Source organism: Geobacter sp. AOG2 (genome assembly GCF_019972295.1).
In the GTDB taxonomy this organism is placed as follows: Bacteria; Desulfobacterota; Desulfuromonadia; order Geobacterales; family Pseudopelobacteraceae; genus Oryzomonas.
The window spans coordinates 3,247,358-3,266,225 of sequence record NZ_BLJA01000001.1 but is presented as its reverse complement, the minus strand read 5'-3'; the positions used below and the strand labels follow the sequence as shown (position 1 = coordinate 3,266,225).

15 protein-coding genes are annotated in these 18,868 nt (G+C 58.9%); 7 read left to right on the top strand and 8 right to left on the bottom strand.

Features of this window, described 5'->3' with window-relative positions; genetic code table 11:
- The first annotated feature begins 239 nt into the window (after positions 1–239).
- Positions 240–839 (top strand): ribosome biogenesis GTP-binding protein YihA/YsxC, encoded by a 600-nt coding sequence (gene yihA, locus LDN12_RS14850; protein WP_223923436.1) that lies wholly within the window; start codon positions 240–242, stop codon positions 837–839.
- Here yihA and LDN12_RS14845 read toward each other — a convergent pair.
- The gene (locus LDN12_RS14845; protein WP_223923435.1) at positions 832–1,104 is read right to left on the bottom strand and encodes an acylphosphatase; all 273 of its coding nucleotides are present in this window, start codon (positions 1,102–1,104) and stop codon (positions 832–834) included. The genes yihA and LDN12_RS14845 overlap by 8 nt on opposite strands.
- 102 nt (positions 1,105–1,206) lie before the next feature.
- Here LDN12_RS14845 and folE2 point away from each other — a divergent pair, with 102 nt between their 5' ends.
- The 4 genes from folE2 (at position 1,207) to mqnB (ending at position 6,270) form a co-directional block, all read left to right on the top strand.
- Positions 1,207–1,980, top strand: coding sequence for a GTP cyclohydrolase FolE2 (gene folE2 / locus LDN12_RS14840; protein ID WP_223924080.1), 774 nt, complete (start codon positions 1,207–1,209; stop codon positions 1,978–1,980).
- Positions 1,977–2,660, top strand: a complete 684-nt coding sequence (locus tag LDN12_RS14835; protein ID WP_223923434.1) for a TIGR04282 family arsenosugar biosynthesis glycosyltransferase — start codon at positions 1,977–1,979, stop codon at positions 2,658–2,660. The genes folE2 and LDN12_RS14835 overlap by 4 nt, the downstream gene beginning before the upstream one ends.
- Positions 2,645–5,341, top strand: a complete 2,697-nt coding sequence (locus tag LDN12_RS14830; protein WP_223923433.1) for a PAS domain S-box protein — start codon at positions 2,645–2,647, stop codon at positions 5,339–5,341. The genes LDN12_RS14835 and LDN12_RS14830 overlap by 16 nt, the downstream gene beginning before the upstream one ends.
- 164 nt (positions 5,342–5,505) lie before the next feature.
- Positions 5,506–6,270 (top strand): futalosine hydrolase, encoded by a 765-nt coding sequence (gene mqnB / locus LDN12_RS14825; RefSeq protein WP_223923432.1) that lies wholly within the window; start codon positions 5,506–5,508, stop codon positions 6,268–6,270.
- A 118-nt stretch (positions 6,271–6,388) separates the two neighbouring features.
- On the opposite strand, the gene LDN12_RS14820 is transcribed toward mqnB, so the two are convergent.
- From LDN12_RS14820 to LDN12_RS14805, 4 genes are all read right to left on the bottom strand, one after another.
- Positions 6,389–7,072: a YggS family pyridoxal phosphate-dependent enzyme gene (locus tag LDN12_RS14820; protein ID WP_223923431.1), complete on the bottom strand. Its 684-nt coding sequence runs from the start codon at positions 7,070–7,072 to the stop codon at positions 6,389–6,391.
- An 86-nt stretch (positions 7,073–7,158) separates the two neighbouring features.
- On the bottom strand, positions 7,159–7,737 hold the full coding sequence (locus LDN12_RS14815) for a Maf family nucleotide pyrophosphatase (protein WP_223923430.1): 579 nt from the start codon (positions 7,735–7,737) through the stop codon (positions 7,159–7,161).
- A gap of 124 nt (positions 7,738–7,861) precedes the next feature.
- Complete coding sequence (locus tag LDN12_RS14810; RefSeq protein WP_223923429.1) at positions 7,862–8,137, bottom strand: hypothetical protein; 276 nt, start codon at positions 8,135–8,137, stop codon at positions 7,862–7,864.
- Entirely contained in the window at positions 8,124–9,527 is a 1,404-nt protein-coding gene (locus tag LDN12_RS14805; protein WP_223923428.1) for an FAD-binding oxidoreductase, read from the bottom strand. Before LDN12_RS14805 ends, LDN12_RS14810 begins: the two co-directional genes overlap by 14 nt.
- A 161-nt stretch (positions 9,528–9,688) precedes the next feature.
- Here LDN12_RS14805 and LDN12_RS14800 point away from each other — a divergent pair, with 161 nt between their 5' ends.
- Positions 9,689–11,089, top strand: a complete 1,401-nt coding sequence (locus tag LDN12_RS14800; protein WP_223923427.1) for a hypothetical protein — start codon at positions 9,689–9,691, stop codon at positions 11,087–11,089.
- Between the two features lie 108 nt (positions 11,090–11,197).
- Here LDN12_RS14800 and LDN12_RS14795 read toward each other — a convergent pair whose 3' ends face one another.
- From LDN12_RS14795 to LDN12_RS14785, 3 genes are all read right to left on the bottom strand, one after another.
- The gene (locus LDN12_RS14795) at positions 11,198–12,037 is read right to left on the bottom strand and encodes a LysM peptidoglycan-binding domain-containing protein (RefSeq protein WP_223923426.1); all 840 of its coding nucleotides are present in this window, start codon (positions 12,035–12,037) and stop codon (positions 11,198–11,200) included.
- Position 12,038: 1 nt separating this feature from the next.
- Complete coding sequence (locus tag LDN12_RS14790) at positions 12,039–15,146, bottom strand: tetratricopeptide repeat protein (RefSeq protein ID WP_223923425.1); 3,108 nt, start codon at positions 15,144–15,146, stop codon at positions 12,039–12,041.
- Positions 15,147–15,441: 295 nt separating this feature from the next.
- Complete coding sequence (locus LDN12_RS14785) at positions 15,442–16,662, bottom strand: ammonium transporter (RefSeq protein WP_223923424.1); 1,221 nt, start codon at positions 16,660–16,662, stop codon at positions 15,442–15,444.
- A 350-nt stretch (positions 16,663–17,012) separates the two neighbouring features.
- Here LDN12_RS14785 and uvrC point away from each other — a divergent pair, with 350 nt between their 5' ends.
- Complete coding sequence (uvrC, locus tag LDN12_RS14780) at positions 17,013–18,863, top strand: excinuclease ABC subunit UvrC (protein WP_223924079.1); 1,851 nt, start codon at positions 17,013–17,015, stop codon at positions 18,861–18,863.
- Positions 18,864–18,868 lie beyond the last annotated feature (5 nt).

The window sequence follows — 18,868 nt, the reverse complement described above, 5'->3', positions numbered from 1 at the left end:
AGCATGTCGAACGCCACCGACTAATTCCGGGAGACAGGATGAAATCGTGGCGATGACGCTGTAAAAGCAGTGCCCGAACGAGGTGCTTCAAGGATTTGCGCCTGAAAACCAGGTATGGATATTCCGTAGAGGGTAGATCGCCTGTGGGAATAAATTCCAAATTATCATCACCAGAGAAATAAGCGCTTGAACCGCCATGACGCGGCGCACTATAATGCTGTGGCAAGGAGAGCGTCGACATGGATGTACACCAGGCAGAATTCATCAAAAGTGCGGTAAAACCAAAGGACTACCCGGATACGGCACTGCCCGAGGTGGCCTTCGTGGGCCGCTCCAATGTGGGCAAGTCGTCGCTGATCAACGTGCTGGTCAACCGCAAAAGCCTGGTGCGAACCAGTTCCACTCCCGGCAGGACCCAGCTGATCAACTTTTTCGACGTTAACGGCCGCCTTGTCCTGGTGGACCTGCCCGGTTACGGCTACGCCAAAGCGCCGCCCGAGTTGCGCAAACAGTGGCAGCCGATGATCGAGACCTATCTGGCCGAACGGGAGAATTTGCGGGCGGTGGTCCTGATCCTGGACATCCGCCGCACCCCCACGGATGGAGACCTCAATATGTTGCGCTGGCTGGAGACCTACGGCATCCCGCCGATCATCGTGGTGACGAAGTGCGACAAGCTCTCTAAAAACGAGCAGGCCCGCCAGGCGGGGCTGATTGCAACAGTGATCGGCCGCAGCCGGGAGGAACTGGTCCCTTTTTCGGCTCTGTCGAAGGTAGGGCGCGAGGGGGTATGGCGGGCGGTCTCCGAGTTAGCCGGCCTGGACGACACGACTACCTGATGGAGAACGCCTCGAATTCGCCGGTGGAGATCTCCCGGTGCAGGTCGAGCCGTTCCACCTCGGCGGCGGGCGGTCCCTGGCGGCACCAGCCGACCAGGGAATTCACCGCGTTCTCATCACCCTCGAACACACCGGCAACCGAACCGTCCGACAGGTTCTTCACCCAGCCGTTGACGCCAAGCTCCATGGCGCGCAGGCGGGTGTAGTGACGAAACGCCACCCCCTGTACACGGCCGAAAACCGTGACGGAAACCCTGATATTCATACGGCATTCCCCTTGGTCACTGAATAGATTCCAATCCTACAGGACAGCCCCATGGTGCAGCAAATGACGAAAACAACCTCAGAGAAGACGCCCAAACCGGCCATGCCGGACATGCAGAAACGCCCCGACCACCGCAGGATACCCATCGCCAAGGTCGGCGTCAAGGATATCTCCTACCCCATCGTGGTGATGGACAAAAACCATTCGCTACAGCACACCGTGGCACGGATCAACATGTACGTGGACCTGCCCCACCACTTCAAGGGAACCCACATGAGCCGCTTTGTGGAGATCCTGAACCGCCATCGCGAGCATATCGGCCTGGACAAGCTGGAAACGATCCTGGACGAGGTCAAGGCCCGGCTCGGCTCCGCCAGCGCCCACATGGAGATCCAGTTCCCCTACTTCATCGAGAAAAAGGCCCCGGTCTCGGGTGCCAAGAGCTTGATGGAGTACAGCTGCGAATTCAAGGCGTCCATGACCGACACCCTGGATTTCATGCTGGTGGTCAAGGTGCCGCTCACCTCACTCTGCCCGTGCAGCAAGGAACTCTCCCGTGCTGGCGCCCACAACCAGCGTAGCGTCATGACCGTGCAGGTACGCTATCGGGAGTTCATCTGGATCGAAGACTTGGTAGATTTGATCGAGCAATGCGGCAGCAGCCCGCTCTACTCGTTACTCAAGCGTGAGGACGAGAAGTACGTCACCGAGCAGGCCTACGACAATCCACGCTTTGTGGAGGACATGGTCCGAGAAGCCTATTCCCGACTGGCAGCCGTGGCAAATATCATCTGGTTCTCGGTGGAGGCGGAAAACTTCGAGTCGATCCACAACCATTCGGCCTATGCCGCCGTGGAGCTTGACCGCAGGGCATGACCAGAGGCCTGATTATCTTTGCCCGGGAACCGCTTGCTGGCACGGTAAAAACCCGCTTGGCCCGTGATTTGGGAAGCCATCGGGCCGCCACGGACCTGTATACCGCCATGTTGACCGATGTGCTGGCGGCAGCCGTCACCCTGGATGACACCCGCCTGTTGCTCTTCTGGGCGTTGAAGAACATCACTACTCCCGCGTTCCCCCTCCTGCCGCGACTGGAGGTGTTCGAACAACAGGGCCGGGACTTGGGTGAACGCATGGCAAACGCCTTTGGAGAAGCCCTGGCAAGCGGTTGTGAAACATGCTGCATCATCGGCAGCGATGCGCCCGACCTCCCACCCGAGTATATCCTGCAAGCATTCGGCCTTCTGGAGCGGAATGAAGCCGAGGCCGTCTTCGGCCCAGCCGTGGACGGCGGTTATTATCTGCTCGGCCTGCGGCGCTTCCAGCAGCAGCTGTTCGAGGACATCCCTTGGAGCAGCGGCGAGGTACTGAGGACCAGCCTGGAGCGGGCACGCCTCGGCGGGCTCAGAACCGCCCTTCTAGAGCCGTGGCGTGATATCGATACGGCAGAGGATCTGGAGGCATTCCTGAAACGACCGACACGCGACAACGCGCCGCGCACCTTGGCCTTGGCGCAATGCCTGAGAGGAGATACGACCCTATGTCCGACTACCTGATGGCAATACTAGTCGAGTTTGTCGGTGGGGACTTCGTGCCGGATCACTTCGTCCGCCTCGGCATGGCGGCCCTGTTCTGGATGTTGCTCATCTGGGCCGCCGTGCGCCAGCGGCGTCATGACCCGCAACGAAACATGATGTTGTTGACCGGTTTTATCCTGGGCTTGGCGCGTGAGATATTTATGTTTGCCGCCCTGTTTCTCTCCTTCAGCAACACCATCTCCAATGCCCGTCTACAGCCGCTGTCCCTGCCGATTGAACATGCCTTGACGGCCATCTCCCTTATATGGATTGCTGCGGCATATCTGGACAACCTGCTCGATCCGCGACTGGCGCGGCGCTATCTCAAGGCGGGGCTGGCATGCACGCTTACCGCCTACCTGTCGACCTTTTCCGGCTGGGCCTCCCTCAGTAGCAGATTTCCCGGCTCGGACTTCGAGACCAGTTGGTATGGCGTCACATTCCATCTTTGTGGCGGCATCTTTCTGGCAGCCGCCCTGGTATTTCTGTGGCGCGTTCCGGGATGGCGCCGGACGGCGCTATTGTTCGCGTTTTGTGGATTCTTCCTGGACGACGCCCTGGGCTTGATAACCAGCATCTCATCCGCAAGCGCCATCAAGGTTCTCGGCCCAATCCGTCACGGCCTGCACATGTGTGGTATCCCGATCTTCGGTTATGTCTACGTCCGGGAGCAGTGGGAACATCACCTGACGGCGGAACGGGAGGTGCTCCGATCTCGGGAACGCTATCAGAAACTGGTTGATGAAATCCAGGGGATCGTCTGGGAGGCGACCGCGGATATGCTTCATTTCAAACTTGTCAGTGCCCGTGCCGAACAACTGCTGGGCTACCCGGTTTCAGCCTGGCTGTCCGAACCGGGCTTCTATCATAACCATATCCACCCGGAAGACAACGACAGGGTGATGGGGCTGTGCAGGAAAATAGCACGCGAAAAGATATCCCGGCAATTCGACTTCCGCATGATCGCCGCCAACGGGAACACGCTCTGGCTTCGGAATACGGTCTCGGTGGTTATTGAAGATGATTCACCCCCAATCCTGCGTGGATTGATGCTCGACATCACCGAACGCAAGATGGCACTGGATTCGCTGCGGGAAAGCGAGGCCAAGTTCCGTTCGTATATCGAGTTTGCACCTATCGGCGTATCGGTTGTCGACCACTTGGGGAGGTACGTCGAGGTAAACCGTACTGCGGCCGTAATGCTGGGGTATTCCGAAGCGGAACTTACCAGCATGTCCATTGGGGATATACTGCCCCCTGAATACCGGGAAACGGGGCGGCATAATTTCGAAAAATTTAAAGAAGAAGGCTCCGCCACACGAGAATTGCTCCTGGTGCGGAAAGACGGTAGCAAAGTTTGGGTATCCCTGCAGGCCGTCAAGATCGATAATGACCGCTACATCGGATTCTTTCAGGATATTACCGAACGGAAACAAACAGAACAGGCCCTTATATCAGCCAAGGAAACCGCCGATGCGGCCAATGCCGCCAAGAGCCGGTTTCTTGCCAACATGAGCCATGAGCTCCGCACTCCGCTGAACGGCATCATCGGCATGAGCGGGCTTCTGATGGACACGGACCTGACTTCGGAGCAACTCGAATACGCTGGGGTGGCCCTCAAAAGTAGCAAGGAGTTGCTGAACCTGATTGATGAGCTTCTCGATTTCGCCCGTATAGAAGCAGGAAAACTTCTGTTTGAGAAAAGCAACTTCAATCTCAAAACCGTCATTAAGGACACCATACAGATTTTCTCGTTGCAGGCCGTGGAAAAGAACTTGCAACTGGCCTGGCAGGTGGAGCAGGATGTGCCGCTGCAACTCAGGGGCGATCCGGGCCGTCTGGCCCAGATCATCAGGAACATCGTGGGAAACGGCATCAAATTCACCCGTCAGGGGGGTGTGACGGTCCATGTATCGCGGGAACACGAAGAGGCTCAACAGGTAACGCTACGATTCGCAATAAGCGATACCGGCATCGGCATCTCCTCGGAACACTTGGACGGCATCTTTACCCCCTTCGTCCAAGTAGACGGTTCAAGTACCCGCAAATACGGCGGCACAGGGTTGGGACTGGCAATCAGCAGCCAACTTGCGGAACTGATGGGCGGCGCCATCGATGTAACAAGCAGCGCCGGTTCCGGTTCGACCTTCCGCATCACCCTGCCGTTTGAAAAACAGACTCAGGACGCCGGCACCGTTCAGGAGAAAGAAGCCCAAGGGTCCTTCGTCAACCGTAATGCCGACGCCACCCAACGTGCACGTATCCTGTTGGCTGAAGACCATACCACCAATCGACGAGTCATCAGGATGATGCTCAACAAGCTGGGCTACGAGGCCGACGCCGTCGCAAACGGCCTTGATGCGGTCAAGGCATTGGAACACAGTTCCTATGATCTGGTGCTGATGGACTGCCAGATGCCGGAGATGAACGGGTACGATGCCACTGCCGTCATCCGCGACCCGACATCAAGTGTCCGCAACCATACGACACCGGTGATAGCCTTGACGGCCAACGCCATGGCCGGTGAGCGGGAAAAATGCATCGAAGCGGGCATGAACGACTACCTGTCAAAACCGGTGCTGGTTCAGGACCTGGAAACGGTCCTGAACCAGTGGCTTGAAAACAGAGAGACAAACGAGCCAGAAAGGCTGCCACGCTAGTATCCCGTGCGGTTAGCCGTGGGAATGCATTCCGAGCTATTTTGGCCGATGCCGAGGCGCGGTGACGCAGGCGTAGCAGGGTCTACATCAAGAAGCCGCAAAGAAGGCAACGGCAAAAATAGCCGGAATTGCGAGTACTAACTAAACTGTACGGGATAATAAACATGGAACCGATTCTTATCATCACGGCGGTGCTCCAGGAAATGTCCTTGTTGGAGCATGCCCTTACCAACTCCGTCCAGCAGACGACGGCTGCTTTCGAATATGCCGAGGGGACCATTGGTACGCTGCCCGTAACGCTCTGCGCGGGTGGGGTCGGCAAGATCAACGCCGCTGCCGCCGCAGCGGTCCTGATAGAGCGTTGCCGGCCACGCTTGGTGATCAATGTCGGCTGTGCAGGCGCCTATCCGGGGAGTGGACTGTCAATCGGCAACCTTGCCGTTGCCAGCAATGAGATTCTGGGAGATGAAGGGGTTCAGACACCGGAGGGATGGAAGGATCTTCGCTTCATGGAGTTAGCATCATTTGCGCAGGGGAAACTAACCTTTCACAATGAAATTCCCCTTTCCAAGCATGCCGCAGAAAAGGCCATGCAGTTAGCCGATTACTATGGAGTATTCCTGATGCGGGGGCGTTTCGTGACCGTTTCAACCTGTAGCGGGACACGCCAGCGCGGCGAGACCGTGGCGCGACACTTCAACGCCATTGCCGAAAGCATGGAAGGAGCGGCCGTTGCGCAGGTATGCCTGCGTTCAGGCGTGGACTGTCTTGAAATCCGCGGCATTAGCAACCTTGTGGTGGATCGGGATATGAGCGCCTGGGACATACCGCGGGCTGCGGAATCGGCGCAGCGTTTCGTGCTCAAATACTTGGAAGACCTGGACCGGCCGGAGTTGAGCGCTTTTGTGCAGGCGGTGCCCGAGTTGTAATAGCATCGCCAAACTGTTATTCAAAGAACCCAGGTTGTTCAAAACAGCCAGATCGCCGCACCCGAACAAAAGGGCTTTCGAGGACGGTTGTGAGATGGCTATTTTTCAACAACCTGCATCACCGCTCGCCGAAGATGGCGGTGCCGACCCGCACCAGAGTTGCACCCTCCTGAATGGCGGCCTCGAAATCGCCGGACATGCCCATGGAAAGTTCTCCCATCTCCACGCCCGGAATAGCTTCAGCAGCGATCAGGTCCGACAGCCGCTTCAGTTCAGCGAAATAGGGGCGGGCTCCCTCGGGATCGTCGAAAAAGGGGGGCATGGTCATGAGTCCACGCACCCTGACGTTGGGCAACAGGGCAATATCACGCACCAGTTGGAGCGCCCCGGTCTCCGTTGTACCAGACTTCGTGGCCTCGCCGGCGATGTTCACCTGTACCAGCACGTCACAGCTTCGGCCCAGCCTGCCCCACTGGCGGCTGATCTCCTCGGCCAGGGAGAAGCGGTCAACCGAGTGGACCAGCGACACCAAACCGGCCAGGTATTTGACTTTGTTGCTCTGGAGGTGGCCGATGAAGTGCCATTCCAGGGGGTCCCCTATGCTGGCCGCCTTGGCGGCCAGTTCCTGGACATAATTCTCGCCAAAGATGATCTGCCCCGCCCGGCAGGCCTCCACGATATCCTCGAGGGGGCGGGTCTTGGAAACCGCCACCAAGCGTATCGCGTGGGGATCACGGCCGGCCTTGGCAGCGGCGTCTCCGATCCGCGACCGTATCTGGTTGAGGCGTTGTGCAATCGACATGGCAGTTTTCCCGTTCCGGGTGCCGTTAACCGAGCTGTAACCAGGAACGATTGTTTTTAGGGAAACGACGGACTCGACACCCGATATCAGGGCAACGCCTCGACCGTCTGTAGTACCTCGTACAACTCTGCCATCGGCAGGCCGACCACATTGGTGTACGATCCGCTGATAGAGCGGACGAAATGTACGGCGCCTCCCTGGATGGCATAGGACCCCGCCTTGTCCATGGGACAGCCGCTGGCGATGTAGTCCCAGATCTCTTTCTCCGTGAGGTTTCGGAAGGTCACCTCGGTATGCACGCTCCGGCTGAGGTGGATGCCGCTCACCTTGTCGAAGACCGTGAACCCGGTGATCACCTCGTGCTTTCTGCCGGACAGGGCGGTCAACATACGGAAGGCATCGGCATCGTCGACAGGTTTTCCCATGATGGTGTCGTCCAGGACCACCACGGTGTCGGCGCCTATGAAGAAACGGCCGGCCGTTGTCCGCGCTACGGCATCGGCCTTCTCGCGCGACAGACGGATGACGTGTTCGGACGGTTTCTCGCCGGGCAATGCATCTTCGCAGATATCTGCCGCAACCACCGTGAATTCGATGCCGGCCAAGGCCATCAGCTCCGTACGTCGTGGTGAAGCCGAGGCCAGAACGATTGCTCCATGTTTCATAACGGTCACTTCCTAAGAGGTTGTTGAAAAATAGCCATCTCGCCGCCGTCCTCGAAAGCCCTTTTGTGCGGAGGCGACGATCTGACTATTTTTGAACAACCTGGGACGGTATTTCAATAGCCTGCTAATGCGTGTCCGAAGGGGGCTCTTTGTGCCCGCTACGGGCTTTCTGCTCCGCCTCCAGTTCTTGCCAGTGTTTTCGCCAGTCCTTTCGACGGACCTTCATCAGGATAAACACGCCGGGGATGATGACGATCCCCCAGAGGATGCTGGTCTCCACGCCGTTGACGATACCGTAGACGAGCGACGCAACCCCCATCATGAGCAGCATGGTCTCCAAGGACAGTATCCGCCCGACAAGCGAGACTTCCTGCCGTTCCTTACCGCTATTGTGCGGCATGACCATTCTCCCCCCAAGGAAACATCTTGCCTGGGTTCAGTATGTTGTTCGGGTCCAGAGCGTGCTTGACGGCCTTCATGACCGCGATCTGGTCCGGGGTCAGCTCCAATTCGATATAGGGCGCCTTAGAAAGCCCCACGCCATGTTCTCCCGACATGGTCCCTCCCAGATCCAGTGCGGCCTGGAAGATTTCCCTTACCGCTCCCTCGGCTCGCTCCTGCATGCCAGGAATCTGTTTGTCGATCATCACGTTGACGTGGATGTTGCCGTCCCCGGCGTGACCGAAATTGACGATGGGCACATCGAACTTCTGTTGGATGGCCTCGATTCGCCTGATGACGTCGGGCACCTTGCTGCGGGGCACTACGATGTCCTCGTTGGTCTTGTCGGGATTGACGTCCCGGAGCGATGGCGACACCAGGCGGCGGACCTTCCAGAGTTGCTCCGACTCGGCGGCGCTTTCGGCGGCGCGGAACTGGACCAATCCAAGCGGTTTGATGATGTCGTGGATCTGCCCGGCCTGTTTTTCGACCAAATCCCGGTCCCCGTCCACCTCAATCAGCAGCACGGCACGCCCCTCGGGAGGGATTCCCAGGTTGAAACGACGCTCGACGCATTGCAAAGTGGCATGATCCATGAATTCCAGCGTGGTGGGAATGATCTTGCCGCCGATAATGGCTGAAACAGCCTTGGCGGCCCCATCGATGGAATCGAAGATGGTCAGCATCGTTTTTTTGGCGTCGGGAAAGGGGAGCAGCTTGAAAATAATGCGGGTTATGATCCCGAGAGTGCCCTCACTACCACATAGAAGCTTGGTCATATCGTAACCGACCACCCCCTTGTAGGTTTCTCCGCCGGTGCGGATGATGGCGCCGGTCGGCAGGACGACCTCCAACCCCATGACGAAATCCTTGGTGCAGCCGTATTTCACGGCCCGCGGCCCACCGGCGTTCTCAGCCACGTTTCCCCCCAGGGTGGAAAACTTGAGGGAGGCCGGGTCAGGCGGGTAGAACAGGCCGAATTTCTCCACCTCCTGCTGGAACAGCTCCGTGACGACCCCCGGCTCCACCTCGGCGATCAGGTTCTCGGTGTCGATACGCAGGATGCGGTTCATGCGGGTGGTGACCAGCACAATGCCGCCCGCCTTGGGAAGCGCGCCGCCCGAGAACCCGCTGCCGGCTCCGCGGGGAAACACCGGGAAGCCTTCACGGTTGGCCAGTTCGAGCACGGCGGAAACCTCCGCTGCATTTGCAGGATGAACAACCGCCGACGGCAGAAATTCCATCTGGGTGGCATCGTAGGAGTAACAAAGCATATCCTGTTTTTCGGTCAAGACATTGTCCGTCCCCACTATGGCAGCGAGTTCGCCGAGAATCCGTGAATCGAGCATCTGAATACCTTTCGGATTTAGTTCATTGCAGGGTCTACGATACATGATTACCCCTCTCCGGCGCAAGGCCCATTTACGGCGGTACAGCCAATAAATCCTGTTGATTACGCATACTTCATGCCGTAGAATAAACTCCATTGATTTTTAGGAGGGGACCACACGTGACCGACCTGCTGCTGATAACCGATGTACCGCGTCTCAGAAAGATCTTCAACCGGCTCGCGGACGACAAGGGCATCACGCTACGCACGGCATCCAGCCTTGAAAAGGGTGGCGAAGAGTTGCTCGCCCGAAAGCCGGCCATGGTTTTTGTCCAGACCCATCTCTCCGGACTTTCCGCCGACATCCTGCTGATGCACCTCAAAAAGCAGCTCGGCAGGAAGCGTAGCCGCTTCGTGCTGCTCTGCACCCCTTCCCAGGTCAGCGAAGAGACCATCAAACTCTATCAGGGGCACATCGATACCTCGCTGGACGAAAAGAATCTCTTGGATGCCGTCCGGCGCACGATTGCCACCCTCATTCCCCAGAAAGGCCGCAGCAGTTTGGAAGCAGCCCTGGCGGTGGAGGATATCGTTGCAACCTCCGCCGCTACCCCGGCGCAGCCGGTTATGGCACCAAACGAAGAACCGGCCGCAGAGCCCGAGCTGGTACCGGCGCCCATTCTGGACATCCTGACCATCGCCCCGCCCCCGCCCTCTCCGGCGGAGCCGTCACTGGTGGATCAGGGCATCACCTATGCCCCCCGCTCACGTATTAAGGTCTACTCGGAGTTTACCAGCTCCTTCGATAGCGCCGTAGAGAGCATGCAGGAGCCGGATCTGCCTGCGGAGCCCGCTCGACAGTCCTTTTCTGGGTGGGACGTGGAACACCTTGAGATGATCGAACCGGAAAAAAAGCTCTCCAGGCGTTCTTCCTTCCTGCTCTGGCTGGCGCCGGTCCTGATCGCCGCCGTGGTTGTTACGGTCATCCAGAACCGCAAAAACGAACAGAAACCGGTTTCCATCATAACTCCCCCTGCCGTACAACAGGCAAAACCGGCCGCCACAGTACAGTCCCCGGCTGCCGTTACGCCGAAGCCGGTTGTTCCCGCAGCCTCCAAGGCAGGAGAGGATTCTACGGCACAATTGAGCGACAAAGCAGTCCTGTCCGACATCGCGGGAAACCGCAGCCGCACGGAAGCAGCCTCCCCGCCCCAGACAGCACAACGTCCCAGCAGATTGCCGGATTTCATCCCCCGTTACGCCAAGGACAAACAATACAGCGTCGCCAATCCGGGCTGGGAGCGCTACAAGGGGCAGGTCACCGAGTTCAAGGTGTTCCGCGAAAAGGAGTCCATCAAGGCCATCCAGGTTATCGACCGCGGCGGGCAGGGCGTGCCCGAATCATTCATGAAGGGCGTACTCCGACAGGTGGCCAAAAAGCCTGCCTTTGTCCTCGAATCATCCGAGAAGAAGGACGGCTACGAGGTCCAGCGCGGCCGCATAGCCGATAACATCAAGGTAGTCTATTACCGTGACGAGAAGGGCGGTCGACTGCGAGCCTTTGTTATGACGTGGCAGTAGACAAGATCGTGCCAGCGTATTTGGGGGTAAAGAGATAATGTGCTGCAAAAAGGAACAGCCGCCGGCAGGGAGCCGGAGGCTGTTTGTGTATTCTGACTGCACTCGCTGTTACTGGTTGGAGAGTTTCAGATAACATTCCGCCTTGTAGAGGCTGGCGTCAGCTGCCAGAGATGAGCCGGGGTTCATTGTCAAAAAACGGTCGAACAGGTCCAAGGCCGAGCGAAAGTCATCCTGACGATAGGCCTTGACAGCTTGGGCGAACAGCTTCTGGCTGGCCTCCTCACCCGTTGCCGCCGGAACTGGTGCCGCTGGCGCACTTTTCGTCACACGCTCCCCGCCAAACGGCTGTTTTACCTTCTCCCCTCCACCAGCAGCACGCTTATGCCCTTCAGGCGCGGTCTTTTTCCGAACCGCCGTCTTCTTCTCACGCCCGACTTCAAGCCGTTTCAGGTCACTGGGGGAAAGCTCCATTGAATCGTAGCCGGAATGAGCCTTGCCGGTTACCGGCTGCTGTTTGCGCCTTGACGGCACCACAGCGGACGGTGCGGCCTGAACAGGGCGGGACACCTTCTTCATCCTGGTATGCCGGCCGGCCTTTTTCCCGGTCGATGGGGCCGGAACTGCCTCGGAGGTTCCCGCCTCCCGTCCCTTGCCGACCGGAACCCTGAGGGTTGAGCCGGCATAGATAAGATTAGGGTCTTTCACATCATTGAAGAGCAATATTTGGGGGTAGTAGGAGCCATGACCGCTGAACCGGCGTGAAATTCCGGAAAGCGTATCCCCTTTCTCCACCGGTACCTCGCGGACAAGTATGCCGTCCTTTCCCTGGCTCTGTTCCTCCGGACCGGCAGGCTTGGGCGAATAGAGGTATTGCTGTTCACCCCACGCCGGCACGACCAGCAAAAAAATCAACGCTGCAGCAGCAGTTTTCCATGGACATCGTGCCATGTCAGTACCTGTTCCCCAGTTGATCTTCATAAGTCAGGATATTCTTGACCTGAATATTCGTCCCGACCCCGATACCGTGCCTGACCCTGAACGAAACCTTGATTGCCTTCTTTTCTCCGGCGCCCAGTTCCTTGAACTTCCAGAGGATATTCCCGTTGGAAACGGAACTGTTGGAAGGATCGGCGCCAATCAACTCGAGCTGCTCGGGCCAGGTACTCTGGAGTTCCACGATCCGGGCCAAGTTGGAGCCGCCGTTGGTGATGGTCAGATCGAAAGATGCAACCTCTCCCGGTTTTAGGCGGCCATCGCGGGCAGCGATGGCCATCTTCAGCACCGGACGCGAATAGAAGAGGTGGGCAGAGGCAAAAGCCGTGCGGGTCGTATCGCCCTCGGGTGTGAGGCTGAGCTGCACGTTGCCTTCCGTCCCGTCATTGACGCTCCTCGGGGTCTTGACCTCCACAATGACGGCGGCCTCTTCCTTGGGAGCCAGCGGACCGATCTCGGTGATCGCCGGCTCATTCGCCTGGCGAATGCCGTCACGGTTGATATCATGATAGATGACCACCGTCTCCTGTGGTGACTTCAGGTTGGCCGCAATCCGATATTTTTCGCTCACGTTGCCGGTATTGGTCACGACGAACGGGATTGTGGTGGTCTGTCCCGGAATGACTACCAACCGCTCTTCAGCGGCCGTACGGATCGCGACGCCGTGCTGCGGGTCGATGTAGGCTACATTCGAGACAAAGGCCGCCGTGGTCTTGAGCGGGTTATTAACCAACTCCGCCCGGGTGATCAATTCCTGGCCGGCCAAGGAATCGTCCTTCAGGCGGAAGGCGACGCTGAACTCCCTGCTTTCGCCAGACTTAATATGCAGTCCATCGCTGATCATTACGGACTTCATACCCTGTTTGAACCCGGTAGCGGAATAATCCAGCGGTTCAAGTTGTGGGGGATAATTCAAGTTGAGGGTAACATCCTTGGCGGCCATGGTCCCGATGTTGAGGACGACAATGCGGTAGGCGACCTGTCCGCCAGGCAAGAGGTGAGTTTTATCCGCCTTCAACACGGCCCGCAGAAGCGGGGCCGAGGCGGTCATGGCAACCTCTCGCGACTGGCTCGCTTCGGTCATGAGGGTTGAAGCCGCCTTGACGGGATACGTGATCTTCAGGCCGTCGATACTGGCAGGGGGAATCTCAAAGCTGATAACTCCCCTGAACACCTCGCCGGGAGCTAGTTTCGGCGTTTCCCTGATGCTCTTTTCCGGGGCTCCGGCGGCAGCGAACCCGGCCCTGAATTCAGCCGGGAAGGCGGATTCCAGGCTGAAAGAATCACTGCCGTTACCGCGATTGATGACCTCGAACGGGATGCTGGTTCGTTGCGCAACTTCGTATGCCTTGGGCTGGGCCAGAAGGTTAAACTCGAAGCCGACGTACTGCCCCACTTCGAACCTCAGTACCTGCGCGTTCTCCTGGCGCTCAACCGGAGCGGCCTGGGGCGGCAGGGCAACCGCAACCCCAAGCCCCTTCAGCTTGGCGGCTGCCGTAACGGCAGCACTGCTACCGGGATAGTTCTCGATGATCGATTTATACTGGGCGATGGCCTTTTCGCGCAGCATTGCCTTCTCGGCACGCGTTTTTTCCTCTACCAGACGGTTCTTGGCCTGGCGCTCTTCTTCCGCCTTGGCGGCCACCTGCCGTTGCTCTGCCCTGCCCGCTTCGACGGCAGCCGCTGCCTCGGCAGCGGCACGCTCTTCTTCTGCCTTCCGTTTCGCCAGGAGTTCACGCTCGGCCTGCACGGCCACCCTGCGCTGCTGGGTAGCCTGCTCGGCGGCCTTGCTCTCTTCTTCCTCCTTGAGAATGGCTAGCCGTTTTTGTTCAGCCTTTTCCCGCGCAAGGCGCATTATTTCGGCCTGTTCGGCCGCCTGTTTTTCCTGGAAGGCCTGTTTCTGAGCGCCTTGCTGTTGTGCCAACTTTTCCTGTTCAGCCTGCTCGGCGGCAATACGCTCCTGGTCGGCCTGTTGCTTGGCAAGGTGCTCCTTTTCAGCCCGTTGTTTAGCAAACTGTTCTTTGGCCGCCTGTTCCTTCGCCAATCGCTCCAGATCAGCCTTTTCAACTGCCAAACGTTCCTGCTCGGCCCTCAGTTTGGCAAGGCGCTCCTGTTCAGCCCGTTGTTTGGCAAGCTCGGCCTTCGCGGCCTGCTGCTTGGCCTGCTGTTCTTGTTCAACCTTATCGCTGGCCTGACGCTCCTGGTCGGCCTGTTGTTTGGCGAGGCGTTCCTTTTCAGCCTGCTGCTTGGCAAGCTGCTCCTTGGCCGCCTGTTCCTTCGCCAAGCGCTCCTGTTCGGCCTTTTCTGCGGCCAGGCGTTCCTGCTCGGCCTTCAGTTTGGCGAGACGGTCTTTTTCGGCCTGCTGTTTGGCAAGCTCAGCCTTCGCGGCCTGCTGCTTGGCCTGCTGTTCTTGTTCAACCTTATCGCTGGCCTGACGCTCCTGGTCGGCCTGTTGTTTGGCGAGGCGTTCCTTTTCAGCCTGCTGCTTGGCAAGTTGCTCCTTGGCCGCCTGCTCTTTCGCCAAGCGCTCCTGTTCGGCCTTTTCTGCGGCTAGGCGTTCCTGCTCGGCCTTCAGTTTGGCGAGACGGTCTTTTTCGGCCTGCTGCTTGGCAAGCTCGGCCTTCGCGGCCTGCTCCCTCGCTTGCTGTTCCTGCTCGGCCTTCTCGGCAGTCTGACGCTCCTGATCGGCCTGCTGCTTGGCGAGGCGTTCCTTCTCAGCCTGCTGTTTGGTAAGCTGTTCCGGTTCCGGTTTAACTTTCGGGGCTTGCGCCTGCTTGGCTGGCGCTTCGCCGGCCGGTAACTTCTCTCCTTTATCGTAGCGGGCTGTTAACGCGAGCAGTTCATCCTCCACAGTCGCCCTCAAAGGATTATCGGGGTACTCCTTGGCAAACTGGGACATATAGCGGGCGGCATCCTGCTGGTCGCCGTTTTTGAAATAGGAGCGGGCAAGCCAGAAGATGGCCATATCACGCAGGGGGGAGTCGGGGTACTTTTGCAGTACCTCGTTCATCCTCTTGATGGCGCTGGCATAATTCTTCTGCTGGTAGGCGTTGAAGCCCGACATGAAAATCTGGGAGTCTTCGGTTTCCTGACAAAATGCGGGAGGGACAACGAGAGATGAAATAATTGCCACTACGAGGAGATACCGAAACAAAATATTGCGGCAAAATTTCATTAAAATCACGGCAAGTAACCTCTTCTTGGCCGACACGCGATACGATGGCGCACGGAGAGCTGCGAAATGTCAGGTAAAATGCCTTCTAGATAGCATCTCTCCGTGGCCTTGTCAACGAAAGAAAAGGTTATTTCCATGTGTTAGGCGGCCCGTTGCGACAGAAAGCCGAATGCCTTCAACTCGGTCAACGGACATGATCCTCGGGATAGGCACCGATCTTGTGGATAGCCAGGTCGGCACCGGCAAATTCCTGATCCGGGCTAAGGCGGATGCCCACCGACTTACTGAGGATTCCATAGACCACAAAGCCGCTGACCAGGGCGAAGATGATGGCCGAAAGGGTCCCGACGAGTTGGGAGACAAAGGTTACTCCGCCCATGCCGCCCAAGGCCTTTTGGCCAAAAATACCGGCAGCGATGCCGCCCCATGAACCGATCACCCCATGCAGCGGCCAGACGCCCAGGACGTCGTCGATCTTCAGAATTTCCTGCTCGTAGTGAAAACCGTAGACGAAGATCACCGAGGCTACGCATCCCACCACGAAGGAGGCCAGGGGGTGCATGATATCGCTCCCCGCACACACGGCGATCAAACCGGCCAGAGCCCCGTTGTGTACAAAACCGGGGTCGTTCCTGCCCGCCACCAGGGCGGCCAGCACGCCACCCACCATGGCCATCAGGGAATTGACGGCCACCAGGCCGGAGATCTTTTCCAGGTTGCCGGCGCTCATCACGTTGAAGCCGAACCACCCCACTGCCAGTATCCAGGAGCCCAGCGCCAGAAAGGGGATGCTGCTGATCGGCAACGCATGGGATTTGCCATGGATATAGCGCCCCATGCGCGGTCCGAGCACGATCACGGCCGGCAGGGCGATCCAGCCGCCGATGGAATGCACCACCACCGATCCGGCATAATCGTGGAACTCGGCCCCGCCGATATTTTTGAAGATTCCTTGCAGCAGAGAACTGTTCTTGCCCCAGATGAACGATTCGAACAGGGGGTAGGAGAGCCCGGCAAAGATCGCCCCCGCGGTCACCTGCGGCCAGAACTTGGCCCGTTCCGCAATGCCGCCGGAAATGATGGCCGGGATACAGGCGGCAAAACAGAGCAGAAAGAAGTAATGCACCAGATCATAGCCCTGGGTCTTGCCCAGCAAATCTTCCACCGGTTTCAGAAAGGAGATGCCGTAGGCGATCGGGAAACCGACCACGAAATAGACGACTGTCGAGACCGACCAGTCGGTGAGGATCTTGACAAAGGCGTTGACCTGGTTCTTCTTACGCACCGTGCCCACCTCGAGGAAGGCAAACCCGGCGTGCATGGCAAAGACCATCACCGCCCCCAACATCAGAAAAAGCACATCGCCGCTACTCTTCAGGCCAGTCACCGTTGACATGGTCTCCATACACACTACCCCCGTTGGTAATCTGTTACCGCCCGTACCCGCCAGGCTCATCGTCCGTGGCCGCGGCGAAGGGCTTATCACACGGACAAGCCGCTCCAACCCGTTTGCCGCCTTTTTGAACACCTGCGGATGCGATCCAGTATGTTTTGCCCGCCATTGGACAAAACCTATTGATGTAAGCAAAAATATTGCCAAACCTTTTTCAGGCGTAACACCTCGTTATAATTAAAACACGCATCACCTGCCCGAAAATAACATGCACTTTATTTAGGCATTTGCATATAAATTAAGCAGCACTGATGCAAAAGTTGGGCTTTGCATTCATCACGTATGCCGGTACTATTATGCCCATGAGCCTGGAAGACAAGATACGGCAACTGCCCACCTCGCCCGGCGTGTACCTGATGCGCGACGGCAAAGGTGAGATCATCTACGTGGGCAAGGCCCGCAACCTGCGCCAGCGGGTGCGCACCTATTTCGGCGCGACCGGAGATGGGCGCTACCACGTCAAATTCCTGGTGGCCAAGGTAGTCGACATCGAGGTAATGCTGACCGACACCGAAAAAGAGGCCCTGCTCCTGGAGAACACCCTCATCAAGCAGCACCATCCCCGCTACAACCTGGACCTGAAAGACGACAAGACCTACTTTTCCCTGCGCCTCGACCCGCGGGAGGAGTTCCCCCGTTTCAGTATCGTGCGCAAGGTGCCCCGTGACGGCGCCCGCTACTTCGGCCCCTATTCATCGGCCTCGGCGGCCCGTGAGGTGCTGCGCCAGATCACCCGCATGTTTCCGCTGCGCCACTACCCGCTCAAGGCCTGCAAGGCCCGCAAGCGCCCCTGCCTCTACCACCAGATCGGCCAATGCAGCGCCCCCTGCCACGGACTGATTTCGGCTGCCGACTACGCCGCCCTCGTGGAGGGTGCCGCCCTGTTCCTTGAAGGAAAAGGCAAGCAGTTGGTGGCGGAATTCAAACGGCGCATGGCCCAGGCTGCCGAGTCGTTGCGCTACGAAGAGGCGGCCCGCTGGCGCAACCTGCTGCGCTCCATCGAGGTCACGGTGGAAAAACAGAAGGTGGTTATGCGGGACGGCGGGGACAGCGATGTGGTGGGGTATTTCCGCGACGGGAAGCGGCTGGAGGTGGCGCTCCTGTTCATCCGGGGCGGGGTGCTGATCGGCAGCCGCCTGTTCAGCCTGACCTGGGAATTGGACGACGCCGAGGGGGTAGCCTCGTTCCTGCACCAGTTCTACGGCGGCGAGGCCTTCATCCCGGCAGAGATCCTGCTGCCGCTGGAGATCGAGGAGGCTGGAGCCTTGGCAGAACTGATGGGCGAGGCCAGGGGGAAAAAGGTCATCATTGTCCGACCCCAGCGGGGCGTCAAACGGGAGCTGGTGGAGATGGCCGGCAAGAATGCCGCGGCCGCCCTGCGCGAGCGGGACGAGGCCACCGCATCGGCCGAAGCGGTGCTGGAGGAGTTGCGGCAGCGCCTGCACCTGGCGCGCATCCCGCAGCGGATCGAGTGTTACGACATCTCCACCATCCAGGGCCGACACTCCGTGGGGAGCGGCGTCGTCTTCTCCGGGGGCAGGGCCGACAAGGCCCGTTACCGCCGCTATCGCATCCGCGACGTGCAGGGGCAGGACGACTTCGCCATGATGGCCGAGGTCTTCTCCCGCCGGTTCCGCGAGGAGAAGGTGGCCAAGGAGGGGCTCCCGGACCTGGTGGTGGTGGACGGCGGCATCGGCCAGTTGAACGCGGCCCTGGAGATCGTAACCGGATTGGGACTGGCCGGACGCTTCGACCTGGTGTCCCTGGCCAAGAGCCGCACCGAACGGGACGCGGAGTCGGCCACCATCAGCAAGAGCGACGAGCGGGTCTTCCTGCCGGGGCGCAAGAACCCGGTGGTGCTGCGCCAGAACTCGGCCCCGCTGCTGCTTCTGGCGGCCATCCGCGACGAGGCCCACCGCTTTGCCATCGGCTACCACCGCACCCTGCGCGGCAAGGAGGGGGTCGCCTCGGGTATCGAACAGATCCCCGGCATCGGCGCCAAGCGGCGCACCGCCCTGCTCAAACACTTCGGCAGCCTGCAACGGCTCAAGGAGGCGAGCGTGGAGGAGATCGCCGGGGTGGCGGGGATGAACCGGGCCGTCGCCGCCACGGTTTTCGCGGGGCTGCACGGGGAGGACCCACCTAATGACTGACGCCC

Bases quoted from the DNA above. Each gene is read 5' to 3' on its own strand.
- yihA (WP_223923436.1), top strand. From the start codon at position 240: ATGGATGTACACCAGGCAGAATTCATCAAAAGTGCGGTAAAACCAAAG.
- LDN12_RS14845 (WP_223923435.1), bottom strand. From the start codon at position 1,104: ATGAATATCAGGGTTTCCGTCACGGTTTTCGGCCGTGTACAGGGGGTG.
- folE2 (WP_223924080.1), top strand. From the start codon at position 1,207: ATGCCGGACATGCAGAAACGCCCCGACCACCGCAGGATACCCATCGCC.
- LDN12_RS14835 (WP_223923434.1), top strand. From the start codon at position 1,977: ATGACCAGAGGCCTGATTATCTTTGCCCGGGAACCGCTTGCTGGCACG.
- LDN12_RS14830 (WP_223923433.1), top strand. From the start codon at position 2,645: ATGTCCGACTACCTGATGGCAATACTAGTCGAGTTTGTCGGTGGGGAC.
- mqnB (WP_223923432.1), top strand. From the start codon at position 5,506: ATGGAACCGATTCTTATCATCACGGCGGTGCTCCAGGAAATGTCCTTG.
- LDN12_RS14820 (WP_223923431.1), bottom strand. From the start codon at position 7,072: ATGTCGATTGCACAACGCCTCAACCAGATACGGTCGCGGATCGGAGAC.
- LDN12_RS14815 (WP_223923430.1), bottom strand. From the start codon at position 7,737: ATGAAACATGGAGCAATCGTTCTGGCCTCGGCTTCACCACGACGTACG.
- LDN12_RS14810 (WP_223923429.1), bottom strand. From the start codon at position 8,137: ATGCCGCACAATAGCGGTAAGGAACGGCAGGAAGTCTCGCTTGTCGGG.
- LDN12_RS14805 (WP_223923428.1), bottom strand. From the start codon at position 9,527: ATGCTCGATTCACGGATTCTCGGCGAACTCGCTGCCATAGTGGGGACG.
- LDN12_RS14795 (WP_223923426.1), bottom strand. From the start codon at position 12,037: ATGGCACGATGTCCATGGAAAACTGCTGCTGCAGCGTTGATTTTTTTG.
- LDN12_RS14790 (WP_223923425.1), bottom strand. From the start codon at position 15,146: ATGTCGGGCTTCAACGCCTACCAGCAGAAGAATTATGCCAGCGCCATC.
- LDN12_RS14785 (WP_223923424.1), bottom strand. From the start codon at position 16,662: ATGGAGACCATGTCAACGGTGACTGGCCTGAAGAGTAGCGGCGATGTG.
- uvrC (WP_223924079.1), top strand. From the start codon at position 17,013: ATGAGCCTGGAAGACAAGATACGGCAACTGCCCACCTCGCCCGGCGTG.